Origin of the sequence: Hydrogenophaga sp. (genome assembly GCF_018780075.1) — a bacterium.
In the GTDB taxonomy this organism is placed as follows: Bacteria; Pseudomonadota; Gammaproteobacteria; order Burkholderiales; family Burkholderiaceae_C; genus Hydrogenophaga.
Genome location: NZ_JADMKB010000013.1, coordinates 1 through 16786, shown reverse-complemented (window position 1 = coordinate 16786; position 16786 = coordinate 1). Strand labels below are relative to the sequence as shown.

The following is a 16786-nucleotide window of genomic DNA, read 5'->3' as shown; positions in this document are numbered from 1 at the left end:
TCAACCGCGCTGGGCCTTCAGCGCCGTGACCATGCGCCGGGGGAAGCGCCGGTTCAGGAACAGCTCGCGCACCTCCTTGACGCTGAGGTAGCGCCCCGCCCGGCCTTCCTTGCCCATGACCTGCAGCAGGATGGGCCATTCGCCGTCCATGAGTTGGCGGTCGAGCAGCCGCGGGCTGGCGGCACGCTCGACGTTGGCGTCCATCATGCGGTCCAGCGCGGCCTGGTCGAGGCCGCGCTCCTTGCGACCCCGGGCATTCAGGTGGTCGCTGGCGAACTGGTCGAGCCGGTCGAGTTGCGCCGCGTCGACGTTCGCCACCGCGTCCAGGATGCCCGAGCCCACGCCCTTCTTGTCCAGCGGCCCGTCGCGCAGTTCGTTCAGGTGCACGCCGCCCAGGCCCGAGCGCGCCAGCTGCAGCGGGCCCAGGCCGTTCGCCGCCAGCGCCACCGCGCGGATCGCGGTGGCCGGCAGCGTGGGCTCACCCTCGCCGGTGCGGGCCACGGCCAGGATCGTGTCCGTCAGCTCGCCGATGGGCACCACGTCGTCGGGCACCAGGCCCTGGGCCACCAGTGCCCTGAGGAAAGGGCAAGGGTTGTTGGGCGAGACGGGTTTCTGGCGTGGCATGGAGGCTCCTTCGCGGCAAGCGGCCCCCATGCTACCGCCGGGGCTGCGCGTCTACAGCAGAAAGTCGAGGAAGCTCGCGAACGGCGTGACCATGCGCATCTGGAAGATGGCGTCGGCGTCGGCGCCTTCGATCAACGCGTGGTAGCCGCCCGCGTTGGCGGTGCCGCTGATGGGCCGCGACTGTTTCAGGCGCGCCTGCAGGCTCTGGGTCATGGTGGCGGCCAGCGTGGGGTTGTTGCGGCAGATCACGATCAGCTCGGAGTTGAGGTTGGCCGAGCGCGGGTCCATGTTGTAGGTGCCGACGACCACGGTGCGGTCATCGAACACGGCGCGCTTGCCGTGCACGCCCCAGCGCTCGGAAGCCGGTGCTCTCTCGCCCTGCTTCAGCGGCCGGCCGTCGTAGCCCCAGACCTCCAGGTTGGGCAGGTTCAGGCGGTCCAGCGAATCGGACAGGCTGGCCACGGCGTAAAACGCGTCGGTCGAATGCAGGGTGTTGGTGAGGAACTGCAGCTTCACGCCGCGCTGCAACACGCTTTGCAGCAGCCCGATGCCGTCATCGCGCAGCACCAGGTAAGGGCTCTCGACGATCACGCGCTGGCGCGCCTCGCTCACGAGCTGCGCAATCGCGGTGTAGACGCGGCGGCGCTCGACGCCGGAGCCGGGGTAATCGGTGACGAAGTGGGTGTCGTTGCAGGTGGTGAAGCTGTGTTGCGGCTTGTGCGCCTTCAGCTCGGCGCGCAGCGCGTCTTCGGCGGCGGTCGGCTGGGCGAGCAGATCGAGGCCCGCCGCGCCCTCGTCGACCGCCAGGTCTTTCGGGTTGGTCACCCAGTCCGACGCCCAGTACAGCTCGAAGCTGTCCACGATGGCCGAGGCGATGTCACCCTGGATCAGCAGGTCGCTGTCGAGAAAGTTGTAGTGCGGCGAGAGGTCGAAGTAGTCGTTGCCGATGTTGCGCCCGCCGATCACCGCCGCCTTGCGGTCCACCACCAGCAGCTTGCGGTGGGTGCGGTGCTGCATGGCGAAAAAGCGTGCGATACCCGAGGTGTTGTAGTAGCGCACCTGCACGCCCGCCGCCTCCAGCGTGCGCGCGTAGTGCGGCGCGAGCTTGAAGATGGGCAGGGCGAAATCCACCAGGATGCGCACCTTCACGCCCTGGGCGGCCTTGCGCGCCAGCGCCTGCGTGATGAGGCGGCTGGCCTCGTCGATCTCGTAGATGAAGAACTCCAGCTCGATGGACTCGCGGGCCTCTTCGATCATGCGCAGGCGCACGGCCAGCGAATCAAAGCCCACGTCGAGCAGCGCCACGGGGTGCGGCTTGCGCGAACGCACGTCGATGGCCGCGTGCTGCGGCGCCTGGCCCAGCCACTGGCGCTCGCTGGCCTCCTGGATGCCCATGAACGCGGCGTAGAAGAGCAGCGGCACGCCGATCACCAGCACCAGCAGCACGATGCCGATCCAGCGCACGAAACGCCAGAGGTTCCAGCGCGACCCGCCGCCGCCGCGCGCGGCCATCAGCCGCCCAGCCCGGCAAAGACGTTCTGCACGTCTTCGTTTTCGTCGATGGCGGCGAGAAAGGCCTCCACCTCTTCCAGCGCCTCGGCGCTCAGGCTCGCCGGGTTGACCGGGTTCTTGGGGCGGTAGCCGAGCTTGGCGGACAGCACCGTGAAACCCTGCGCCGGCAGCGCGCGGCTGACCAGGTCGAGGTCGGTCGGGTCGGTGAGGAAGACGCACACGCCCTCTTCGTCCGCGGGCTCGAAGTCCTGCGCGCCGGCTTCGATGGCCGCGACTTCGGCGTCGGCCCCCTTGGCGGCGGCCTCGGCCTCGATGATGCCGACGTGGTCAAAGTCCCACGACACCGTGCCGCTGGTGCCGAGCTGGCCCTTGCGGAACAGCACGCGCATGTCGGAGGCGGCGCGGTTCACGTTGTCGGTCAGGCACTCCACCATCACCGGCACGCGGTGCGGTGCGAAGCCTTCGTAGATCACGTGGTCAAAGTGCACGGCCTCGCCGGTGAGGCCCGCGCCCTTCTTGATGGCGCGGTCCAGCGTGTCCTTGGGCATGGACACCTTGCGCGCCTGCTCCATCACCAGGCGCAAGCGCGCGTTGGCCGCCGGGTCGGCGCCGTGCCGCGCGGCGATCATGATGTCTTTGGCCAGCTTGCCGAAGAGGCGGCCCTTGGCGTTGGCCGCCAGATCCTTGTGTTTCGCTTTCCACTGCGCGCCCATGGGGAGTTCCTTGTGTTGTGTGCCGACCGGGGTCCCTGAGTTTAGTGGACCCCGGCCGGTCCAAGGTGGTGGGCGCGGGCCTCAGGCCTTCTTCAGCTGCTCCGTGTCAAACGGCAGGCTGCGCAGGCGTTTGCCGGTGGCGGCGAACAGCGCGTTGGCCACGGCGGGCGCGATGGGCGGGGTGCCCGGCTCGCCGATGCCACCGGGCTTCTCGGTGCTCTTGACGATGTGCACCTCGACCTTGGGCATCTCGTTGTGGCGCAGCACGGGGTAGTCGTGGAAGTTGCCCTGTTCGACGCGACCGTCCTTCAGGGTGATCTTGCCGTAGAGCGCAGCGGTGAGGCCGAACACGATGCCGCCTTCGATCTGGCGTTCGATGATGGCGGGGTTGACCGTCATGCCGCAGTCCACGGCCGCGACCACGCGGTGCACCTTGGGGCTGCCGTCGGCATTGACCGAAACCTCGACCACCTCGGCCACGTAGCTGCCGAAGCTCTGCGCCACCGCGATGCCTCGGAACACGCCCGCCGGCAGCGGCTTGCCCCAGCCGGCCTTCTGCGCCGCCACCTCAAGCACCTGCTTGTAGCGCGGCTGCTTGTCGAGCAGGGCGCGGCGGAACTCGTAGGGGTCCTTGCCGGCGGCGGCGGCCATCTCGTCGATGAAGCCCTCCATGAAGAAGATGTTCTGCGAGTGGCCGACCGAGCGCCAGAACCACACGTTGGGCCCCGGCTCCTTGCGGCCGTAATCGATGCGCTGGTTCGCGATGTCGTAAGGGTGGTCGTTGATGCCTTCCATGGCGAAGCTGTCCACGCCGTTCTCGGGGATCTTCATGAAGCCCGAGGCCGCCATGATGGAGGGCGTCCCGACGCCCACTTTCAGCACGGTGGCCTTGCCGTCGGCGCTCAGGCCACCGCTGAATTTCGCCACCGAGGCGGGCCGGTAGAAGCCGGCGGCCATGTCGTCTTCGCGGGTGTAGATGAGCTTGACCGGTGCGCCGCTGATCTTGGAGAGCAGGGTCGCGTCGATCACGAAGTCGGGCGCGAAGCGGCGACCGAAGCCCCCGCCCAGCATCATGGTGTTGACCTTGACCTTGCCCGGATCGACCGACGCCACCTGCGAGAGGATGCCCTGCACCGGGCCCTGGCTCTGCGTGCCGGCCCAGATCTCCACGCCGTCGGGTTTGACCCAGGCGGTGCAGTTCATCGGCTCCATGCAGGCGTGGGCAAGGTACGGTGCCTCGTAGGTGGCCTCGATGGTCTTGGCGCCCTTGGCATCGGCGGAACCGGTTTGCAGCGCGACTGCGCCGGGCGCCGAAGCGGCTTCGGTCAGCATGGCCGTGACCTTGGCCGAGTTCAGGCCGGTGTGGGGGCCGAGGTCCCAGTCCACCTGCAGCGCGTCGCGCCCCTTTTTCGCCGCCCAGTAGCCGGTGGCCAGCACGGCCACGCCGGTGGGCAGGCTGATCACCTGCTTCACGCCCTTGACCGCCTTGGCCTTGCTGTCGTCGAGCTTGGCCACCTTGGCGCCGGGCAGCGGCGCGCGCGCCATCACCGCGACCAGCATGCCGGGCAGGTCCACGTCGATGCCGTATTTCGACGAGCCGTCCGTCTTGCCCACGGTGTCCAGGCGCGCCTTGCGCTGGCCGACGATCTTGAAGTCCTTCGGGTCTTTGAGTGCCACCTTCTCGGGCGGCTTCTGCTTCGCGGCGGCTTCGGCGAGCGCGCCGTAGGTCAGCTTCTTGCTGCCGTGGATCACCTGGCCGGCTTCGGTGCGGCATTCGCTGGCTGGCACCTTCCACTGTTCGGCGGCGGCCGCCACCAGCATGGCGCGCGCGGTGGCGCCGGCGTTGCGCATCACGTCCCAGTGGCCACGCACCGTGGTCGAGCCGCCGGTGGCTTGCATGCCGAAGGCGGGATTGTTGAACGCGGTGTTGGCGGGCGCCTGCTCCACGCGCACGTTGGCCCAGTCGGCGTCCAGCTCTTCGGCCATGAGTTGCGGGATGGCGGTCAACACGCCCTGCCCCATTTCGGCCGAGCCGCAGATCACGGTGATGCGGTTGTCGGGGGTGATGCGCAGCCAGGCGTTGGGCGAGAAGCTGGCCTCGGCGGCGAGCGCGCGGCCGGCCTGCGGCAGCGTGAAGCCGACCACGAGCGCGGCGCCCGCGCCGGCCAGGAAACCACGGCGCGTGGTGCCCGAGGGGGTGTCAATGTCGAGGGTGTGGGGGGTGTTCATGATCAGGCCGCCTTGCTGAGTGCGACCGCGGCGTCCTTGATGGCGGCCTTGATCTGGTTGTAGGTGCCGCAGCGGCAGATGTTGCCGCTCATGGCCTCGTCGATGTCCTTGTCGCTGGGCTTGGCGTTGGCCGCCAGCAGCGCGGTGGCGCTCATGATCTGACCGCTCTGGCAGTAGCCGCACTGCGGCACGTCGTGCTTGACCCAGGCGGCCTGCACCGCCTTGCCGGCCTTGCTGGCGCCCATGGCTTCGATGGTGATCACCTTCTTGCCCGCAGCCGCAGAGAGCGGCGTGGAGCAGGAGCGCACGGGCACGCCGTCGAGGTGAACCGTGCAGGCGCCGCACAGCGCCATGCCACAACCGAACTTGGTGCCGGTCAGCTTGAGGTCTTCGCGGATGGCCCAGAGCAAGGGCATGTCGGGCTCGGCGTCGATGGACGCGGCCCGACCGTTGACGGTCAGGTTCTGCATGGTGGTCTGTCTCCTGGTTATGGGGTGCGCCTGGGCGTTCTCCGCATCAGGTCGTTCGCCAATGTAGCGATCCCGACCGGCGGTGCCCGGGTGGGGAAACCCTTGTCCTACGTCGCTGTGGGGACAAGGTGTTCCGTTTCAGACCACCGCCCGGTCAGCGCAGCAGATCCACCAGCCCGCGCAGGGCCGTGGTGTAAGAGCGCCAGCCCAGGCCCTGCACCGTGCCGCGCACCGCGGGCGAGATGATGGAGTGCGCGCGCCAGGGCTCGCGCGCCGCGATGTTGGAGAGGTGCACCTCGATCACCGGGAAGGGCATGGCCTTGATCGCGTCGTGCAGCGGCACACCGTGCTGCGTGAGGCCGGCGGGGTTGATCAGCGCGCCCTGAGCGGTGTCGATGCGCTCGTGCAGCTTGTCGATCAGCACGCCCTCGTGGTTGGACTGCAGGATCTCCAGGTTCACGCCCAGCTCGGCGGCCAGCGCCTCCAGGCTCTCGTTGATCTGGGCCAGCGTGGTGGTGCCGTAGATGTGGGGTTCGCGGCGGCCGAACAGGTTGAGGTTCGGGCCGTGCAGGACGAGGATGTTCATGAGCGGGCTTTCAAATGCGTTGATTCAGGGTCCGTCGCGTCAACGGCGGCGCGTGACACGCGCTACTGGCCAGGGCCAGCGCGGAACCGGCTTTGCCGGGCCGCTGCTGGCGCCCCCTTGAGGGGGTGACGCCGCAGGCGGCGCGGGGGTTTTTCAGTTCAGCGGGCGGTGCGTGCCAGCTCGGACTGGTAGAGCTTGACGAGTTCGGGGTCGTAGCTGGCGGCCATCCTGTCGGTCACGGGCTTGACCATCTGGCCGATGCGGCGTTGCTCGGCCGGGCTCACCTCGTTGTACTGCATGCCCTTGGCCTGCAGCTCACCCACCGCCTTCTGCGCCGCGGCGCGGCTGGCCTGGCGCTGGTGACCCTGCGACTCGTGCGCGGCCTCGGTCAGGATGCGCTGCTCGGTGGCCGAGAGCTTGTCCCAGAAACGCTTGCTCACCAGCATGATGTTGGCCGCGTACACGTGGTTGGTCGCGCTCACGTGCTTCTGCACCTCGTAGAACTTGTTCGAGAGGATCACCGAGAAGGGGTTCTCCTGCCCGTCCACGGCCTTGGCCTCCAGCGCGCCGTACAGCTCGCCGAACGCCATGGGCACGGGGTTGGCCTTGAGCGCCTTGAAGGTCTCCAGGAACACCGGGTTGGGGATCACGCGCAGCTTCAGGCCCTCGAAGTCTTCGGGCTTGGTGATGGCGCGTTTGCTGTTGGTCACGTTGCGGAAACCCAGGTCCCAGTAGCCCAGTGCCACCAGGCCTTTTTCGGGCAACTTGGCGATCAGCGCCTGGCCAAACGGGCCGTCGAGCAGGGCATCGGCCTGCGCGAAGCTGGACACGGCGAACGGGAAGTCGATCAGACCGAACTCCTTGACGATGCCGGCGAGCGAGGTGGTGGCCGGCGCCGTCATCTCCTGCACGCCGCCTTGCAGCGCGGCCTGCTGCTGCAGCTCGTTGCCCAGCGTGGACGAGGGGAACTCCTGCACCTTGAGCTTGCCGCCGCTCTTGGTGGCCACCAGCTCGGCAAACCGTTTGACACCCAGGCTCACCGGGTGGTCGGTGTTGTTGAGGTGGCCGAACTTGATGATGCGCTCCTGCACGTCCTGGGCGTGCAGTGCGCCGCTGGCCAGCAAGGCCGTGGTGAGCAGGGCGGTGGTGAAGAGGGTTCGCATGGTGTCTCCTTGTTGGGGGTGAAGGCGGCCAGCGTGCTGCGGACCGTTGGGCGTATTCTTGGAGCCCGACCAGAAAGTCTTTCTCGACTGGAAACCAATTTCTTAATGCGAAATCACCACCCATGAGCCTTGCCCTCGACCGCGGTCTCGCCCTGATCGAACACCTGGCCGCCCACCCCGACGGCGTGCCCCTGGCCTCGCTGGCGGCCGAGCTGGAGATGCCGCTGAGCGCCTGCCACCGCCTGCTCGCCGCGCTGCAGGCGCGCGGCTACGTGCGCCAGGCGCGCGCCCAGGGCGACTACCTGCTGACCACCAAGATCGTCTCGCTCGGGCTGGGCTACCTCAGTGGCGCGGGCATCGTGGACATCGCCGAGCCGCTGCTGGAACGGCTGGCGCAGCGCACGGGCGAGCTGGTGCGACTGTCCATCGTGGACGGCGACCGCCTGACCTGGATCGCCAAGGCGCAGGGCCTGCGCAAGGGCCTGCGCTACGACCCCGACATGGGGCAGGACGCGCGCCTCTCGTGCACCGCATCGGGCCACGCCTGGCTGCTGTCCATGAGCGACGAGCGCGCGCTGGCGCTGGTGTCGCAGCAGGGCTTCGGCGAGCCCGCCGAGTACGGCCCCAAGGCCCCCACCACGGTGAAAGCCCTGCTCGGTTTCCTGCACGCGGCGCGGGTGCGCGGCTACGCCGTGATCGACGAGCTGTTCGCGCCGGGCATGAGCGCCATCGCGGTGCCGGTGCTGCGCCGGGGCGAGGCCATCGGCGTGATCAGCGTGGCCGGCCCGCGCATGCGCCTGACCCCCGCGCGCATGCACGAGATGGCGCCCGACCTGCTGGCCGCGGCCGCCGAACTGGGGCCGATCTGCAACACCAGCAGCCTGTTTGGGCGGCCTCCGCTGGGCAAGGGCTGAGCGCCTTCCGCGAGGTGGGAGAATGCCGCTCCCCCGTGTGCGCCCGGGCCCAGCCCCGTCCGCCTCCCTTTCCCTTCTCCCTCCATGCAAAAACACCCCGCCGGCACCCTCGGCATCGACTTCGGCACGTCCAACTCCGCCATGTCCTGGGCGTCACCCAACGGCCTCTCTCGCCTCATCCCGCTGGAAGGCGACGCCGTCTCCATGCCCACCGCCGTGTTCTTCAACGCCGAAGACCACCTCACCCACTTCGGCCGCGACGCGGTGGCGCAGTACCTCGCCGGCACCGAGGGCCGGCTGCTGCGCTCGCTCAAGAGCCTGCTGGGCAGCCCGCTCATCAACGAGAGCACCGAGGTCAACCACCGCTCGATCAGCTTCCTGGAGATCGTGACCACCTTCCTGGTCGAGCTGCGCGAGCGCGCCACGCAGGCGCTGGGCAGTGCGCCCGAGCGCGTGGTGATGGGCCGGCCGGTGCACTTCGTGGACGACGACGCCGAGCGCGACGCCATGGCCCAGGCTTCGTTGCTGGACGCCGCGCAGGCGGCCGGCTTTCGCGAGGTGAGCTTCCAGCTCGAACCCATCGCCGCCGCGCTCGACCACGAGCGCCGGCTGGACCGCGAATCCATGGTGCTGATCGTGGACATCGGTGGCGGCACCTCCGACTTCACCGTGGTGCGCCTGGGCCCACAGCGCATGGCGCTGGCCGACCGCTCGGGCGACGTGCTCGCCACCACCGGTGTGCACATCGGTGGCACCGACTTCGACCACCGCCTCAGCCTGGAGCAGGTGATGCCGCTGCTGGGCTACCGCCAGCTCGGCCCGCAGGGGCGCGAGGTGCCCAGCCGCGTGTTCTTCGACCTTTCGACCTGGCACCTGATCCAGTGGCTCTATGTGCCACGCGCCATCAGCCAGGCGCAGGCGCTGCGCGTCAACTACAGCGACCCGCGCCTGCACGAGCGGCTGATGCGCGTGCTGCGCGAGAAACACGGCCACCACATCGCGCACGAGGTCGAGCTGGCCAAGATCCGCTGCTCGATGACCGACGCCGACACCACCGTGGACCTCTCCATCGTTGAGGCCGCGCTGACCGCGCCCCTGGGCGTTGCCGCGCTGCACGAGCACCTGGACGACCTGCTGGCCCGCACCGTGGCCTGCGCGCGCGAGTGCGTGCAGCGCGCCGGCCTGCGCGATCACCAGCTCGACGCGGTCTACCTCACCGGCGGTTCGTCGGCGCTGCGGCCGTTTCAAGAGACGCTGCGCGCGGCGTTCCCGAGCGTGCCGCTGATCGAGGGCGACCTGTTTGGCGGCGTGGCCTCGGGGCTGGCGTACTCACGGGGGTGAAGGCGCCGCCGCTCAGCCGTTGATGCGCAACAGCCCGTAGAACAGCGCGGCGAGAAACACGGTCTCCAGCACCATCAGCGCCACCGGCTTCCAGCCCACGGTGACGATGTCACGCAGGTGGGTCTTCATGCCGATGGCGGCCATGGAGGCGACCAGGAAAAACTGCGACGCGCTCTGGCCGCCCTCCACCACCACCGCCGGCAACCAGCCGGTGCTGTTGACCAGCACCAGCACCGCGAAGGCCACGGCGAACCACGGCAGCAGCGGCGGGCGCGGGCCACTGGCCTCGCCACCACCCTGCGTCCGCTGGTGCCGGCGCGCCAGCCAGGCCGCCAGCGCGATCACCGGCAGCAGCATCGCCACGCGCAGCAGCTTGACCAGCGTGGCCGCGTCGCCCGCTTCGTGCGACAGGCTGTAGCCCGCGCCCACGACCTGGGCCACGTCGTGGATGGTGCCGCCGATGAAGGCCCCCGCGTCCAGCGGCGAGAGGCCGAGCGCGTGCGTGATCGGCGGGTACAGGATCATGGCCAGCGTGGACAGCGTGCTCACGCCGATCACGGTGAACAGCGTGGCCCGCTCCTTCTGCGGGTGCGCCGGCATCGCGGCCGACAGCGCCAGTGCGGCCGACGCGCCGCAGATCGCCACCGCGCCGCCGGTGAGCAGGCCGAAGAACATCTGGAAGCCCATCAGCTTCGCGAGCACGATGCCCACGCCGATGGTCAGCGCCACGGCCAGCACCACCATCGCCACAGGTTCCCAGCCCAGCGCCATCACCTGGGTGGTCGTGATGCGCAGCCCCAGCAGCGCCACGCCCAGGCGCAGCACCTGCCGGGCGGTGAAGTCGATGCCGGGCGCGCTGCGGCCCTCGGCCGAGAGGAAGTTGAGTGCCATGCCCAGCAGCAGCGCAAACAGCATGACCGGCGCGCCGTAGTGGCTGGCCAGCGCCATGGCGGCAATGGCCACGGTGGCGCTGAGCGTCACGCCGGGCAGCCAGTGCGCCGCCTGGGCCTTGAGCCCGTCGCCCCCCGGTGTCATGGCAGATGGCACGGCGGTGCTCACGGGTTGAGCTTGATGTCGAAGGCCTTGACGATGGCCGCGTTGCGCTCGAAGTCGGCCCGCAGCGACTGCGCCATCTGCTCGGCGGTCTCGTCGCCGCCGGCGTCGAAGCCCGCACCCAGCAGGCGGTCCCTGACCTTGGGAGCGGCAGCGGTCTTGTCCACCGCGGCGTTGATCTTCTGCACCACGGCCGACGGCACGCTGGTGGCCACGATGATGCCAACCCAGTTGCTGAAGTCGAGGTCGGGGTAGCCCTGCTCGGCCAGCGTGGGCACATTGGGCAGGTGCGGCGAGCGCTTCTTCGACGCCACGCCGTAGGCCTGGACCTTGCCCCCTTCGATCATCTTCCTGGAGGTCGCCATGCCGTCGAACATCAGCGGGATCTGGCCGCCCATGACCTGCACCAGCGCGGGCGGCGAGCCGGCGAAGGGCACGTGCTGCATGTCCAGCCCCGCCTTCTGGTTGAGGATCATGCCGGCGTAGTGCGAGCTGGTGCCCGCGCTGTAGGAGGCGAAGCTGACCGTGCCCGGGTGGGCCTTGACCCAGGCGATCACGCCCTTGAGGTCCTTGGCCGGCACATTGGGCGCGCCGATCAGCACCATGCTGGCGCGGGCGATGACGGTCACGGGCTTCACGTCTTTCAGCGGGTCGAAGGCCGTCTTCATGACATGCGGAATCTCGGTCAGGATGTTGCTCGCCGTCATCATGATGGTGTTGCCATCGGCCGGCGCCGCCAGCATGGCCTGCACCGCGATCGCGCCGCCCGCCCCCGGCTTGTTCTCCACCACCACCGGCTGGCCGATGTCGGCCGCCAGCTGCTCGGCCACGATGCGGGCCACGACGTCCATGGTGCCGCCAGCCGGTGCGGGCACCACCATGCGCACCGGCTTGTCGGTCCATGCGTGGGCGGCGGGCAGCGTCAGCGCCAGGGCGGCGGCGCACACGGTGCGGCGAAGGGGTGAGAAGGAAAAGCGCGTCATGTGTTGTCTCCAGTGTGGTTCTCGGGCCATGGCTCGGACCCTGGGGCAAATCCTAGGTTCGACCTTCGGGCTTCGCTTGCTTAATTGGGACAGTTGTTTTCGATATTGGGACATTCATGGATTACCCCTACGTGCCCGTGGTGCGCAGCGCCAGCCTCAACGGCTACCTGGATCTGGCCCAGTCCGTCGGCCTCGACGCCCACGCCATGTTGCGCCGTGCCGGCCTGTCGTCCCGCAGCCTGGAGAACCCCGAGACCCCCTTGAGCACCGCGGCCGTGAGCGCGCTGATGGAACACAGCGCGCAGGCCAGCGGTGTCGAAGATTTTGGGCTGCGGCTGGCGGCGCGGCGCCAGCTCAGCAACCTCGGCCCGATCAGCCTGGTGCTCAAGGAGGAACCGACCGCGCGCGCCGCGCTGGACACCCTGTGCCGTTACCTGCGCCTGCTCAACGCCTCGCTGCTCACGCGCATCGAGGAACACGGCGACCGGCTGGTGATCCGCGAAGAGATCCTGGTCGAGCAGTCGGCCAGCACGCGCCAGTCGATGGAGCTGGCGGTGGGTGTGATGTTCCGCATCCTGCGCGAGTTGCTGGGCCTGCAGTGGAAGGCGGTTGGTGTGTGTTTCAACCACCGGCCACCGCGCGACGCCAAGGCCCACCGCACCTTCTTCGGCACCACCGTGGACTTCAACAGCGAGTTCAACGGCATCGTCTGCCACACGGCCGACCTGCAGGCGCCGATGGCGGGCCACAACCCGGAGATGGCGCGTTTCGCCCGCGAGTACCTGGATCGCGCGCTCTCGGGCCAGCACCAGAGCACCAAGGCCACCGTGCGCCAGCTGATCGCCGCGCTGCTGCCCGGCGGGCGCTGCACCTCGCAGCAGGTGGCGCAGCACCTGGGCGTGGACCGCCGCACCATCCACCGCCACCTGGCCAAGGAAGACGAGACCTTCGCCACGCTGCTGCAGTCGGTGCGCTCCGAGCTGGTGCTGCGCCAGGTGCAGGACAGCGACCTGCCCTTGTCCGAGGTGGCGCAGCTCTTGGGCTTTGCGGCGCCTGCCGCGTTCTCGCACTGGTTCCGCAGCACTTTCGGTTGCAGCGTGACGGCCTGGCGGACGCAAGAAAAGGCGAAAGCGGCGGTGCGTCAGGGTCAACCCTGACTGTCCCACATTCGCAAGCCAATGTCCCAATTCGACAAGCAGCGAATGACAGTGACTCCTACGATGCGTTCCATGGTCCGGACACCCGGCACCCCGAACACACGAAGGAGACACCCCCCATGGCCACTGCCATCCGCATGCACCGCACCGGCGGCCCCGAGGTGCTGGCGCTTGAACAGGTCGAGGTCGGCGACCCCGGCCCGGGCCAGGTCCGCCTGCGCCACGCCGCCGTCGGCCTGAACTACGCCGACACCTACTTCCGCAACGGCACCTACCCCATGCCCCTGCCCGCCGGCATGGGCGTGGAAGCGGCGGGGGTGGTCGAAGCGGTGGGCGCGGATGTCACGAACGTGGCCGTGGGTGACCGCGTCACCTACACCGGCTTCCTCAACACCCTGGGCGCCTACAGCACCGAACGCCTCATCGCCGCCGCACCGCTGATCAAACTGCCCGACGGCATCGGCTTCGAGACCGCCGCGGCCATGACCATGCGCGGCCTGACCTCGGCCTACCTGATGCGGCGCATCCACACCTTCACGGCCGGCGACACGCTGCTGTTGCACGCGGCAGCCGGCGGCGTGGGCCTGATCGTGGCGCAGTGGGCGCAGCTGCTGGGCATCACCGTGATCGGCACCGTGTCCACCGACGCCAAAGCCGAAGTCGCCAGGGCCCACGGCTGCACGCACACCATCAACTACAGCCACGAGGACGTGGCGAAGCGCGTGCGCGAACTCACCAACGGCAGGGGCGCGGACGTGGTGTTCGACAGCGTGGGCCAGAGCACCTTCATGGCCTCCCTCGACTCGCTCAAGCGCCGGGGCCTGATGGTCTGCGTGGGCACCGCCAGCGGCCCCATCGACGGCTTCAACCCCAACCTGCTCGCCATGAAGGGTTCGCTCTACCTCACGCGCCCGGCGCTCGCCGACTACATCGCCGACCCGGCCGAGAAGGCCGAACTCGCCGCCGAGGTCTTCGGCCACGTGGCGGCCGGCCGCATCCGCATCGAGGTGAACCAGCGCTACGCGCTGAACGACGCGCAGCAGGCGCACCGCGACCTCGAATCGCGCAAGACCACCGGCTCGTCGGTGTTCGTGATCTAAGAGGCTGAGAAGGCATCGGCCCCGCCCGAGGAGATACCCCATGAAGATCGAACAATTGACCTGCGCCATCGGCGCCGAACTCAGCGGCGTGAGCCTGGCCGATGCGGCGCGCGACGACGCGTTGTACGAGGAGATCAAGGCCGCGCTGCTCCAGCACAAGGTGCTGTTCCTGCGCAACCAGGACATCTCACGCGCCGAGCACGTGGCCTTCGCGCGCCGCTTCGGCGAGCTGGAGGACCACCCTGTCGCCGGCAGCGACCCGGAGCACCCCGGCCTGGTGCGCATCTACAAGACGCCCGACGCGCCCAACGACCGCTACGAAAACTCCTGGCACACCGACGCCACCTGGCGCGAGGTGCCGCCCATGGGCTGCGTGCTGCGCTGCGTGGAATGCCCGCCGGTGGGCGGCGACACCATGTGGGCCAACATGGCGCTGGCGTACGAGAAGCTGCCCGAAACCGTGAAGACCCAGATCGCCGGCCTGCGCGCGCGCCACAGCATCGAATGCACCTTCGGCGCCGCCATGCCGATCGAACGGCGCCTGGCGCTCAAGGCCCAGTTCCCCGACGCAGAGCACCCGGTGGTGCGCACCCACCCCGAGACCGGTGAAAAAGTGCTGTTCGTCAACGGCTTCACCACGCACTTCACCAACTTCCACACGGCCGAGAACGTGCGTTACGGCCAGGACTTCACGCAGGGCGCCTCGGCCCTGCTGCAGTACCTGATCGGCCAGGCCGCGATCCCCGAATACCAGGTGCGCTGGCGCTGGCAACCCAACAGCGTCGCCATCTGGGACAACCGCGCCACGCAGCACTACGCGGTGATGGACTACCCGCCCTGCCACCGAAAGATGGAGCGTGCCGGCATCGTCGGCACGCCCACGTTCTGACCCCCACCTTCCCCCCGACACCGGAGACCCACCATGAACTTTCTCGACGGCTCGCTCTTCCCCGAAAACCAGGACAAGCTGGTCATCACCGCCGCCCCCTACGGCCCGGAGTGGATTCCCTCGGACTTCCCCGAAGACATCGCCGTGACCATGGAGGAGCAGATCCAGAAGGCGGTGGACTGCTACAACGCCGGTGCTTCGGTGCTGCACCTGCACGTGCGCGAACTCGACGGCAAGGGCAGCAAGCGCCTCTCGAAGTTCAACGAGCTGATCGCCGGCGTGCGCCAGGCCGTGCCCGACATGGTGATCCAGGTCGGCGGCTCGATCAGCTTCGCGCCCGAGTCCGACGGCGCCGCCGCCAAGTGGCTGAGCGACGACACGCGCCACATGCTGGCCGAGCTCGACCCCAAGCCCGATCAGGTGACGGTCACCGTCAACACCACGCAGATGAACGTGCTGGAGCACATGGACGAGCGCGACATCGCCGGCACCTCGCTGGCCCTGCCCGAGAACCGCCGCGCCTACAGCGAGATGATCGTTCCCTCCAACCCGGCCTGGTTCGAAGAACACATCCGCCGCCTCTCGGCGGCCGGCATCCAGAGCGCGTTCCAGTTCTACAACATCAACAGCTACGAGACCGTGGAGCGGCTGATCCGCCGCGGTGTCTACAAGGGCCCGCTGGTGATGAACTGGGTCGCCATCAGCGGCGGCATGGACGCGCCCAACCTCTACAACCTCGCCAACTTCGTGCGCGCCATCCCCGACGGCTCCATGCTCACGGTCGAGAGCAGCATGCGCAACACGCTGCCCATCAACATGATGGGCATGGCCATGGGCCTGCACGTGCGCTGCGGCATCGAGGACAACCTCTGGAACCAGACCCGCACGGCCAAGATCGGCACCGTCGAGCAGATCCGCCAGCTGGTGCGCATCGCGGGCGAGATGGGCCGCCCGGTGGCCAACGGCCAGGAGGCCCGCGCCATCCTCAAGATCGGCGTGTTCTACGAGACGGTGGAAGAGACCCTGGCCGCCAACGGCTTCGCCCCCAACCCGCGCGGCGGGCAACAGGGCTTCCTGCGCAAGGCGGCCTGAACGGGCCTGGTCCGGGACACGGGCGCCGGCCTCAGCGTCCCGGCTCGGCGCGCGCCATCACATGGCGCACCATGGCCTCGGCCAGCTCGGCTTCGCCGAGAAACACATGGCCGGCCCCGTCGTCGCGCAGGCGCTGTGCCTCTTCTTCGTTGTGCGAACGCACCGCCACCTCGATCTCGGGGTTGAGGGTGCGCGCGGTGTCGATCATCGGCCGCGCCGCCATGGCGTCGGGCGTGGCGATCACCAGCATGCGGGCGCGCGCCACGTGCGCCTGCACCAGCACCGCCGGGTCGGCGGCGTCGCCATAGACCGCCGGAATGCCCTGCCCGCGCAGCCGCTCCACGATCTCGCGGTTCTGCTCGGCCACCACGAAAGGTTGCTGGGCCTCGGTGAGGGCCAGGGCGATGCGGCGCCCCACCCGGCCGTAGCCGACCAGCACCACCTGGCGCGACAGGAAGCGCTCTTCCGTGGCCGTGGGCAGCTCGGCCAGCGGGTCGTCACGGGCCTCCAGCTGGCGCGCGAATCCGGAGCGCGCGCGCAGGAAGGCCTGCACCGGCGCGATGGCCTTGAACAGCAGCGGGTTGACCGCGATCGAGATCAGCGCACCCGCCAGCACCAGGCTCTGCCCCTCGGGCGGCAGCAGGCCGAGCGCGGCCCCCAGGCCGACCAGGATGAACGAGAACTCGCCGATCTGGGCCAGGCTGGCCGAGACCGTGAGCGCGGTGTTGAGCGGGTAGCGCAGCGCGATCACCAGCAGCGCCGCCGCCAGCGACTTGCCCAGCAGGATGATGGCCACCACCCCCAGCACCTGCAGGGGCCGTTCGATCAGGACCGACGGGTCGAACAGCATGCCCACCGACACGAAGAACAGCACCGCGAACGCGTCGCGCAGCGGCAGCGACTCCTCGGCCGCGCGGTGGCTGAACTCCGACTCGCGCAGCACCATGCCGGCGAAGAAGG

General features: G+C 69.0%; 16 protein-coding genes. 6 read left to right on the top strand and 10 right to left on the bottom strand.

Annotated elements, in window-relative coordinates:
- The 7 genes from IV088_RS04585 to IV088_RS04555 form a co-directional block, all read right to left on the bottom strand.
- On the bottom strand, positions 1 to 624 hold the full coding sequence (locus IV088_RS04585; RefSeq protein WP_291098338.1) for a hypothetical protein: 624 nt from the start codon (positions 622 to 624) through the stop codon (positions 1 to 3).
- A 51-nt stretch (positions 625 to 675) separates the two neighbouring features.
- Complete coding sequence (locus IV088_RS04580) at positions 676 to 2136, bottom strand: phosphatidylserine/phosphatidylglycerophosphate/cardiolipin synthase family protein (RefSeq protein ID WP_291098335.1); 1461 nt, start codon at positions 2134 to 2136, stop codon at positions 676 to 678.
- The gene (locus IV088_RS04575) at positions 2136 to 2849 is read right to left on the bottom strand and encodes a YebC/PmpR family DNA-binding transcriptional regulator (RefSeq protein WP_291098332.1); all 714 of its coding nucleotides are present in this window, start codon (positions 2847 to 2849) and stop codon (positions 2136 to 2138) included. Before IV088_RS04575 ends, IV088_RS04580 begins: the two co-directional genes overlap by 1 nt.
- Before the next feature lie 81 nt (positions 2850 to 2930).
- Positions 2931 to 5078, bottom strand: a complete 2148-nt coding sequence (locus IV088_RS04570; RefSeq protein ID WP_291098329.1) for a xanthine dehydrogenase family protein molybdopterin-binding subunit — start codon at positions 5076 to 5078, stop codon at positions 2931 to 2933.
- A gap of 2 nt (positions 5079 to 5080) precedes the next feature.
- Complete coding sequence (locus IV088_RS04565) at positions 5081 to 5548, bottom strand: (2Fe-2S)-binding protein (RefSeq protein WP_236964721.1); 468 nt, start codon at positions 5546 to 5548, stop codon at positions 5081 to 5083.
- A gap of 154 nt (positions 5549 to 5702) precedes the next feature.
- Positions 5703 to 6134, bottom strand: coding sequence for a type II 3-dehydroquinate dehydratase (locus tag IV088_RS04560; protein ID WP_291098324.1), 432 nt, complete (start codon positions 6132 to 6134; stop codon positions 5703 to 5705).
- 158 nt (positions 6135 to 6292) lie between these two features.
- Positions 6293 to 7297: a TRAP transporter substrate-binding protein gene (locus tag IV088_RS04555; RefSeq protein ID WP_291098321.1), complete on the bottom strand. Its 1005-nt coding sequence runs from the start codon at positions 7295 to 7297 to the stop codon at positions 6293 to 6295.
- A gap of 122 nt (positions 7298 to 7419) precedes the next feature.
- Between IV088_RS04555 and IV088_RS04550 the strand changes: the two genes are divergently transcribed.
- Together IV088_RS04550 and IV088_RS04545 are read left to right on the top strand one after the other, a co-directional pair.
- On the top strand, positions 7420 to 8211 hold the full coding sequence (locus IV088_RS04550) for an IclR family transcriptional regulator (RefSeq protein ID WP_291098318.1): 792 nt from the start codon (positions 7420 to 7422) through the stop codon (positions 8209 to 8211).
- Between the two features lie 84 nt (positions 8212 to 8295).
- The gene (locus tag IV088_RS04545; protein WP_291098315.1) at positions 8296 to 9552 is read left to right on the top strand and encodes an Hsp70 family protein; all 1257 of its coding nucleotides are present in this window, start codon (positions 8296 to 8298) and stop codon (positions 9550 to 9552) included.
- Positions 9553 to 9564: 12 nt separating this feature from the next.
- On the opposite strand, the gene IV088_RS04540 is transcribed toward IV088_RS04545, so the two are convergent.
- Together IV088_RS04540 and IV088_RS04535 are read right to left on the bottom strand one after the other, a co-directional pair.
- The gene (locus IV088_RS04540; protein ID WP_367171566.1) at positions 9565 to 10611 is read right to left on the bottom strand and encodes a YeiH family protein; all 1047 of its coding nucleotides are present in this window, start codon (positions 10609 to 10611) and stop codon (positions 9565 to 9567) included.
- Positions 10608 to 11588, bottom strand: a complete 981-nt coding sequence (locus tag IV088_RS04535; protein ID WP_291098312.1) for a tripartite tricarboxylate transporter substrate binding protein — start codon at positions 11586 to 11588, stop codon at positions 10608 to 10610. Before IV088_RS04535 ends, IV088_RS04540 begins: the two co-directional genes overlap by 4 nt.
- A gap of 116 nt (positions 11589 to 11704) precedes the next feature.
- Between IV088_RS04535 and IV088_RS04530 the strand changes: the two genes are divergently transcribed.
- From IV088_RS04530 to IV088_RS04515, 4 genes are all read left to right on the top strand, one after another.
- Positions 11705 to 12745, top strand: a complete 1041-nt coding sequence (locus tag IV088_RS04530; RefSeq protein ID WP_291098309.1) for an AraC family transcriptional regulator — start codon at positions 11705 to 11707, stop codon at positions 12743 to 12745.
- Between the two features lie 119 nt (positions 12746 to 12864).
- Positions 12865 to 13845, top strand: a complete 981-nt coding sequence (locus tag IV088_RS04525) for a quinone oxidoreductase (protein ID WP_291098306.1) — start codon at positions 12865 to 12867, stop codon at positions 13843 to 13845.
- Between the two features lie 40 nt (positions 13846 to 13885).
- Entirely contained in the window at positions 13886 to 14734 is an 849-nt protein-coding gene (locus tag IV088_RS04520; protein ID WP_291098304.1) for a TauD/TfdA family dioxygenase, read from the top strand.
- A 33-nt stretch (positions 14735 to 14767) separates the two neighbouring features.
- On the top strand, positions 14768 to 15826 hold the full coding sequence (locus IV088_RS04515; RefSeq protein WP_291098301.1) for a 3-keto-5-aminohexanoate cleavage protein: 1059 nt from the start codon (positions 14768 to 14770) through the stop codon (positions 15824 to 15826).
- A gap of 31 nt (positions 15827 to 15857) precedes the next feature.
- On the opposite strand, the gene IV088_RS04510 is transcribed toward IV088_RS04515, so the two are convergent.
- On the bottom strand, positions 15858 to 16786 hold a 929-nt coding region (locus IV088_RS04510; protein ID WP_291098298.1), incomplete at its 5' end, for an NAD-binding protein.

Excerpts from the sequence above, each read along its gene's own strand:
- IV088_RS04585 (WP_291098338.1), bottom strand. The coding sequence starts at position 624 with ATGCCACGCCAGAAACCCGTCTCGCCCAACAACCCTTGCCCTTTCCTC.
- IV088_RS04580 (WP_291098335.1), bottom strand. The coding sequence starts at position 2,136 with ATGGCCGCGCGCGGCGGCGGCGGGTCGCGCTGGAACCTCTGGCGTTTC.
- IV088_RS04575 (WP_291098332.1), bottom strand. The coding sequence starts at position 2,849 with ATGGGCGCGCAGTGGAAAGCGAAACACAAGGATCTGGCGGCCAACGCC.
- IV088_RS04570 (WP_291098329.1), bottom strand. The coding sequence starts at position 5,078 with ATGAACACCCCCCACACCCTCGACATTGACACCCCCTCGGGCACCACG.
- IV088_RS04565 (WP_236964721.1), bottom strand. The coding sequence starts at position 5,548 with ATGCAGAACCTGACCGTCAACGGTCGGGCCGCGTCCATCGACGCCGAG.
- IV088_RS04560 (WP_291098324.1), bottom strand. The coding sequence starts at position 6,134 with ATGAACATCCTCGTCCTGCACGGCCCGAACCTCAACCTGTTCGGCCGC.
- IV088_RS04555 (WP_291098321.1), bottom strand. The coding sequence starts at position 7,297 with ATGCGAACCCTCTTCACCACCGCCCTGCTCACCACGGCCTTGCTGGCC.
- IV088_RS04550 (WP_291098318.1), top strand. The coding sequence starts at position 7,420 with ATGAGCCTTGCCCTCGACCGCGGTCTCGCCCTGATCGAACACCTGGCC.
- IV088_RS04545 (WP_291098315.1), top strand. The coding sequence starts at position 8,296 with ATGCAAAAACACCCCGCCGGCACCCTCGGCATCGACTTCGGCACGTCC.
- IV088_RS04535 (WP_291098312.1), bottom strand. The coding sequence starts at position 11,588 with ATGACGCGCTTTTCCTTCTCACCCCTTCGCCGCACCGTGTGCGCCGCC.
- IV088_RS04530 (WP_291098309.1), top strand. The coding sequence starts at position 11,705 with ATGGATTACCCCTACGTGCCCGTGGTGCGCAGCGCCAGCCTCAACGGC.
- IV088_RS04525 (WP_291098306.1), top strand. The coding sequence starts at position 12,865 with ATGGCCACTGCCATCCGCATGCACCGCACCGGCGGCCCCGAGGTGCTG.
- IV088_RS04520 (WP_291098304.1), top strand. The coding sequence starts at position 13,886 with ATGAAGATCGAACAATTGACCTGCGCCATCGGCGCCGAACTCAGCGGC.
- IV088_RS04515 (WP_291098301.1), top strand. The coding sequence starts at position 14,768 with ATGAACTTTCTCGACGGCTCGCTCTTCCCCGAAAACCAGGACAAGCTG.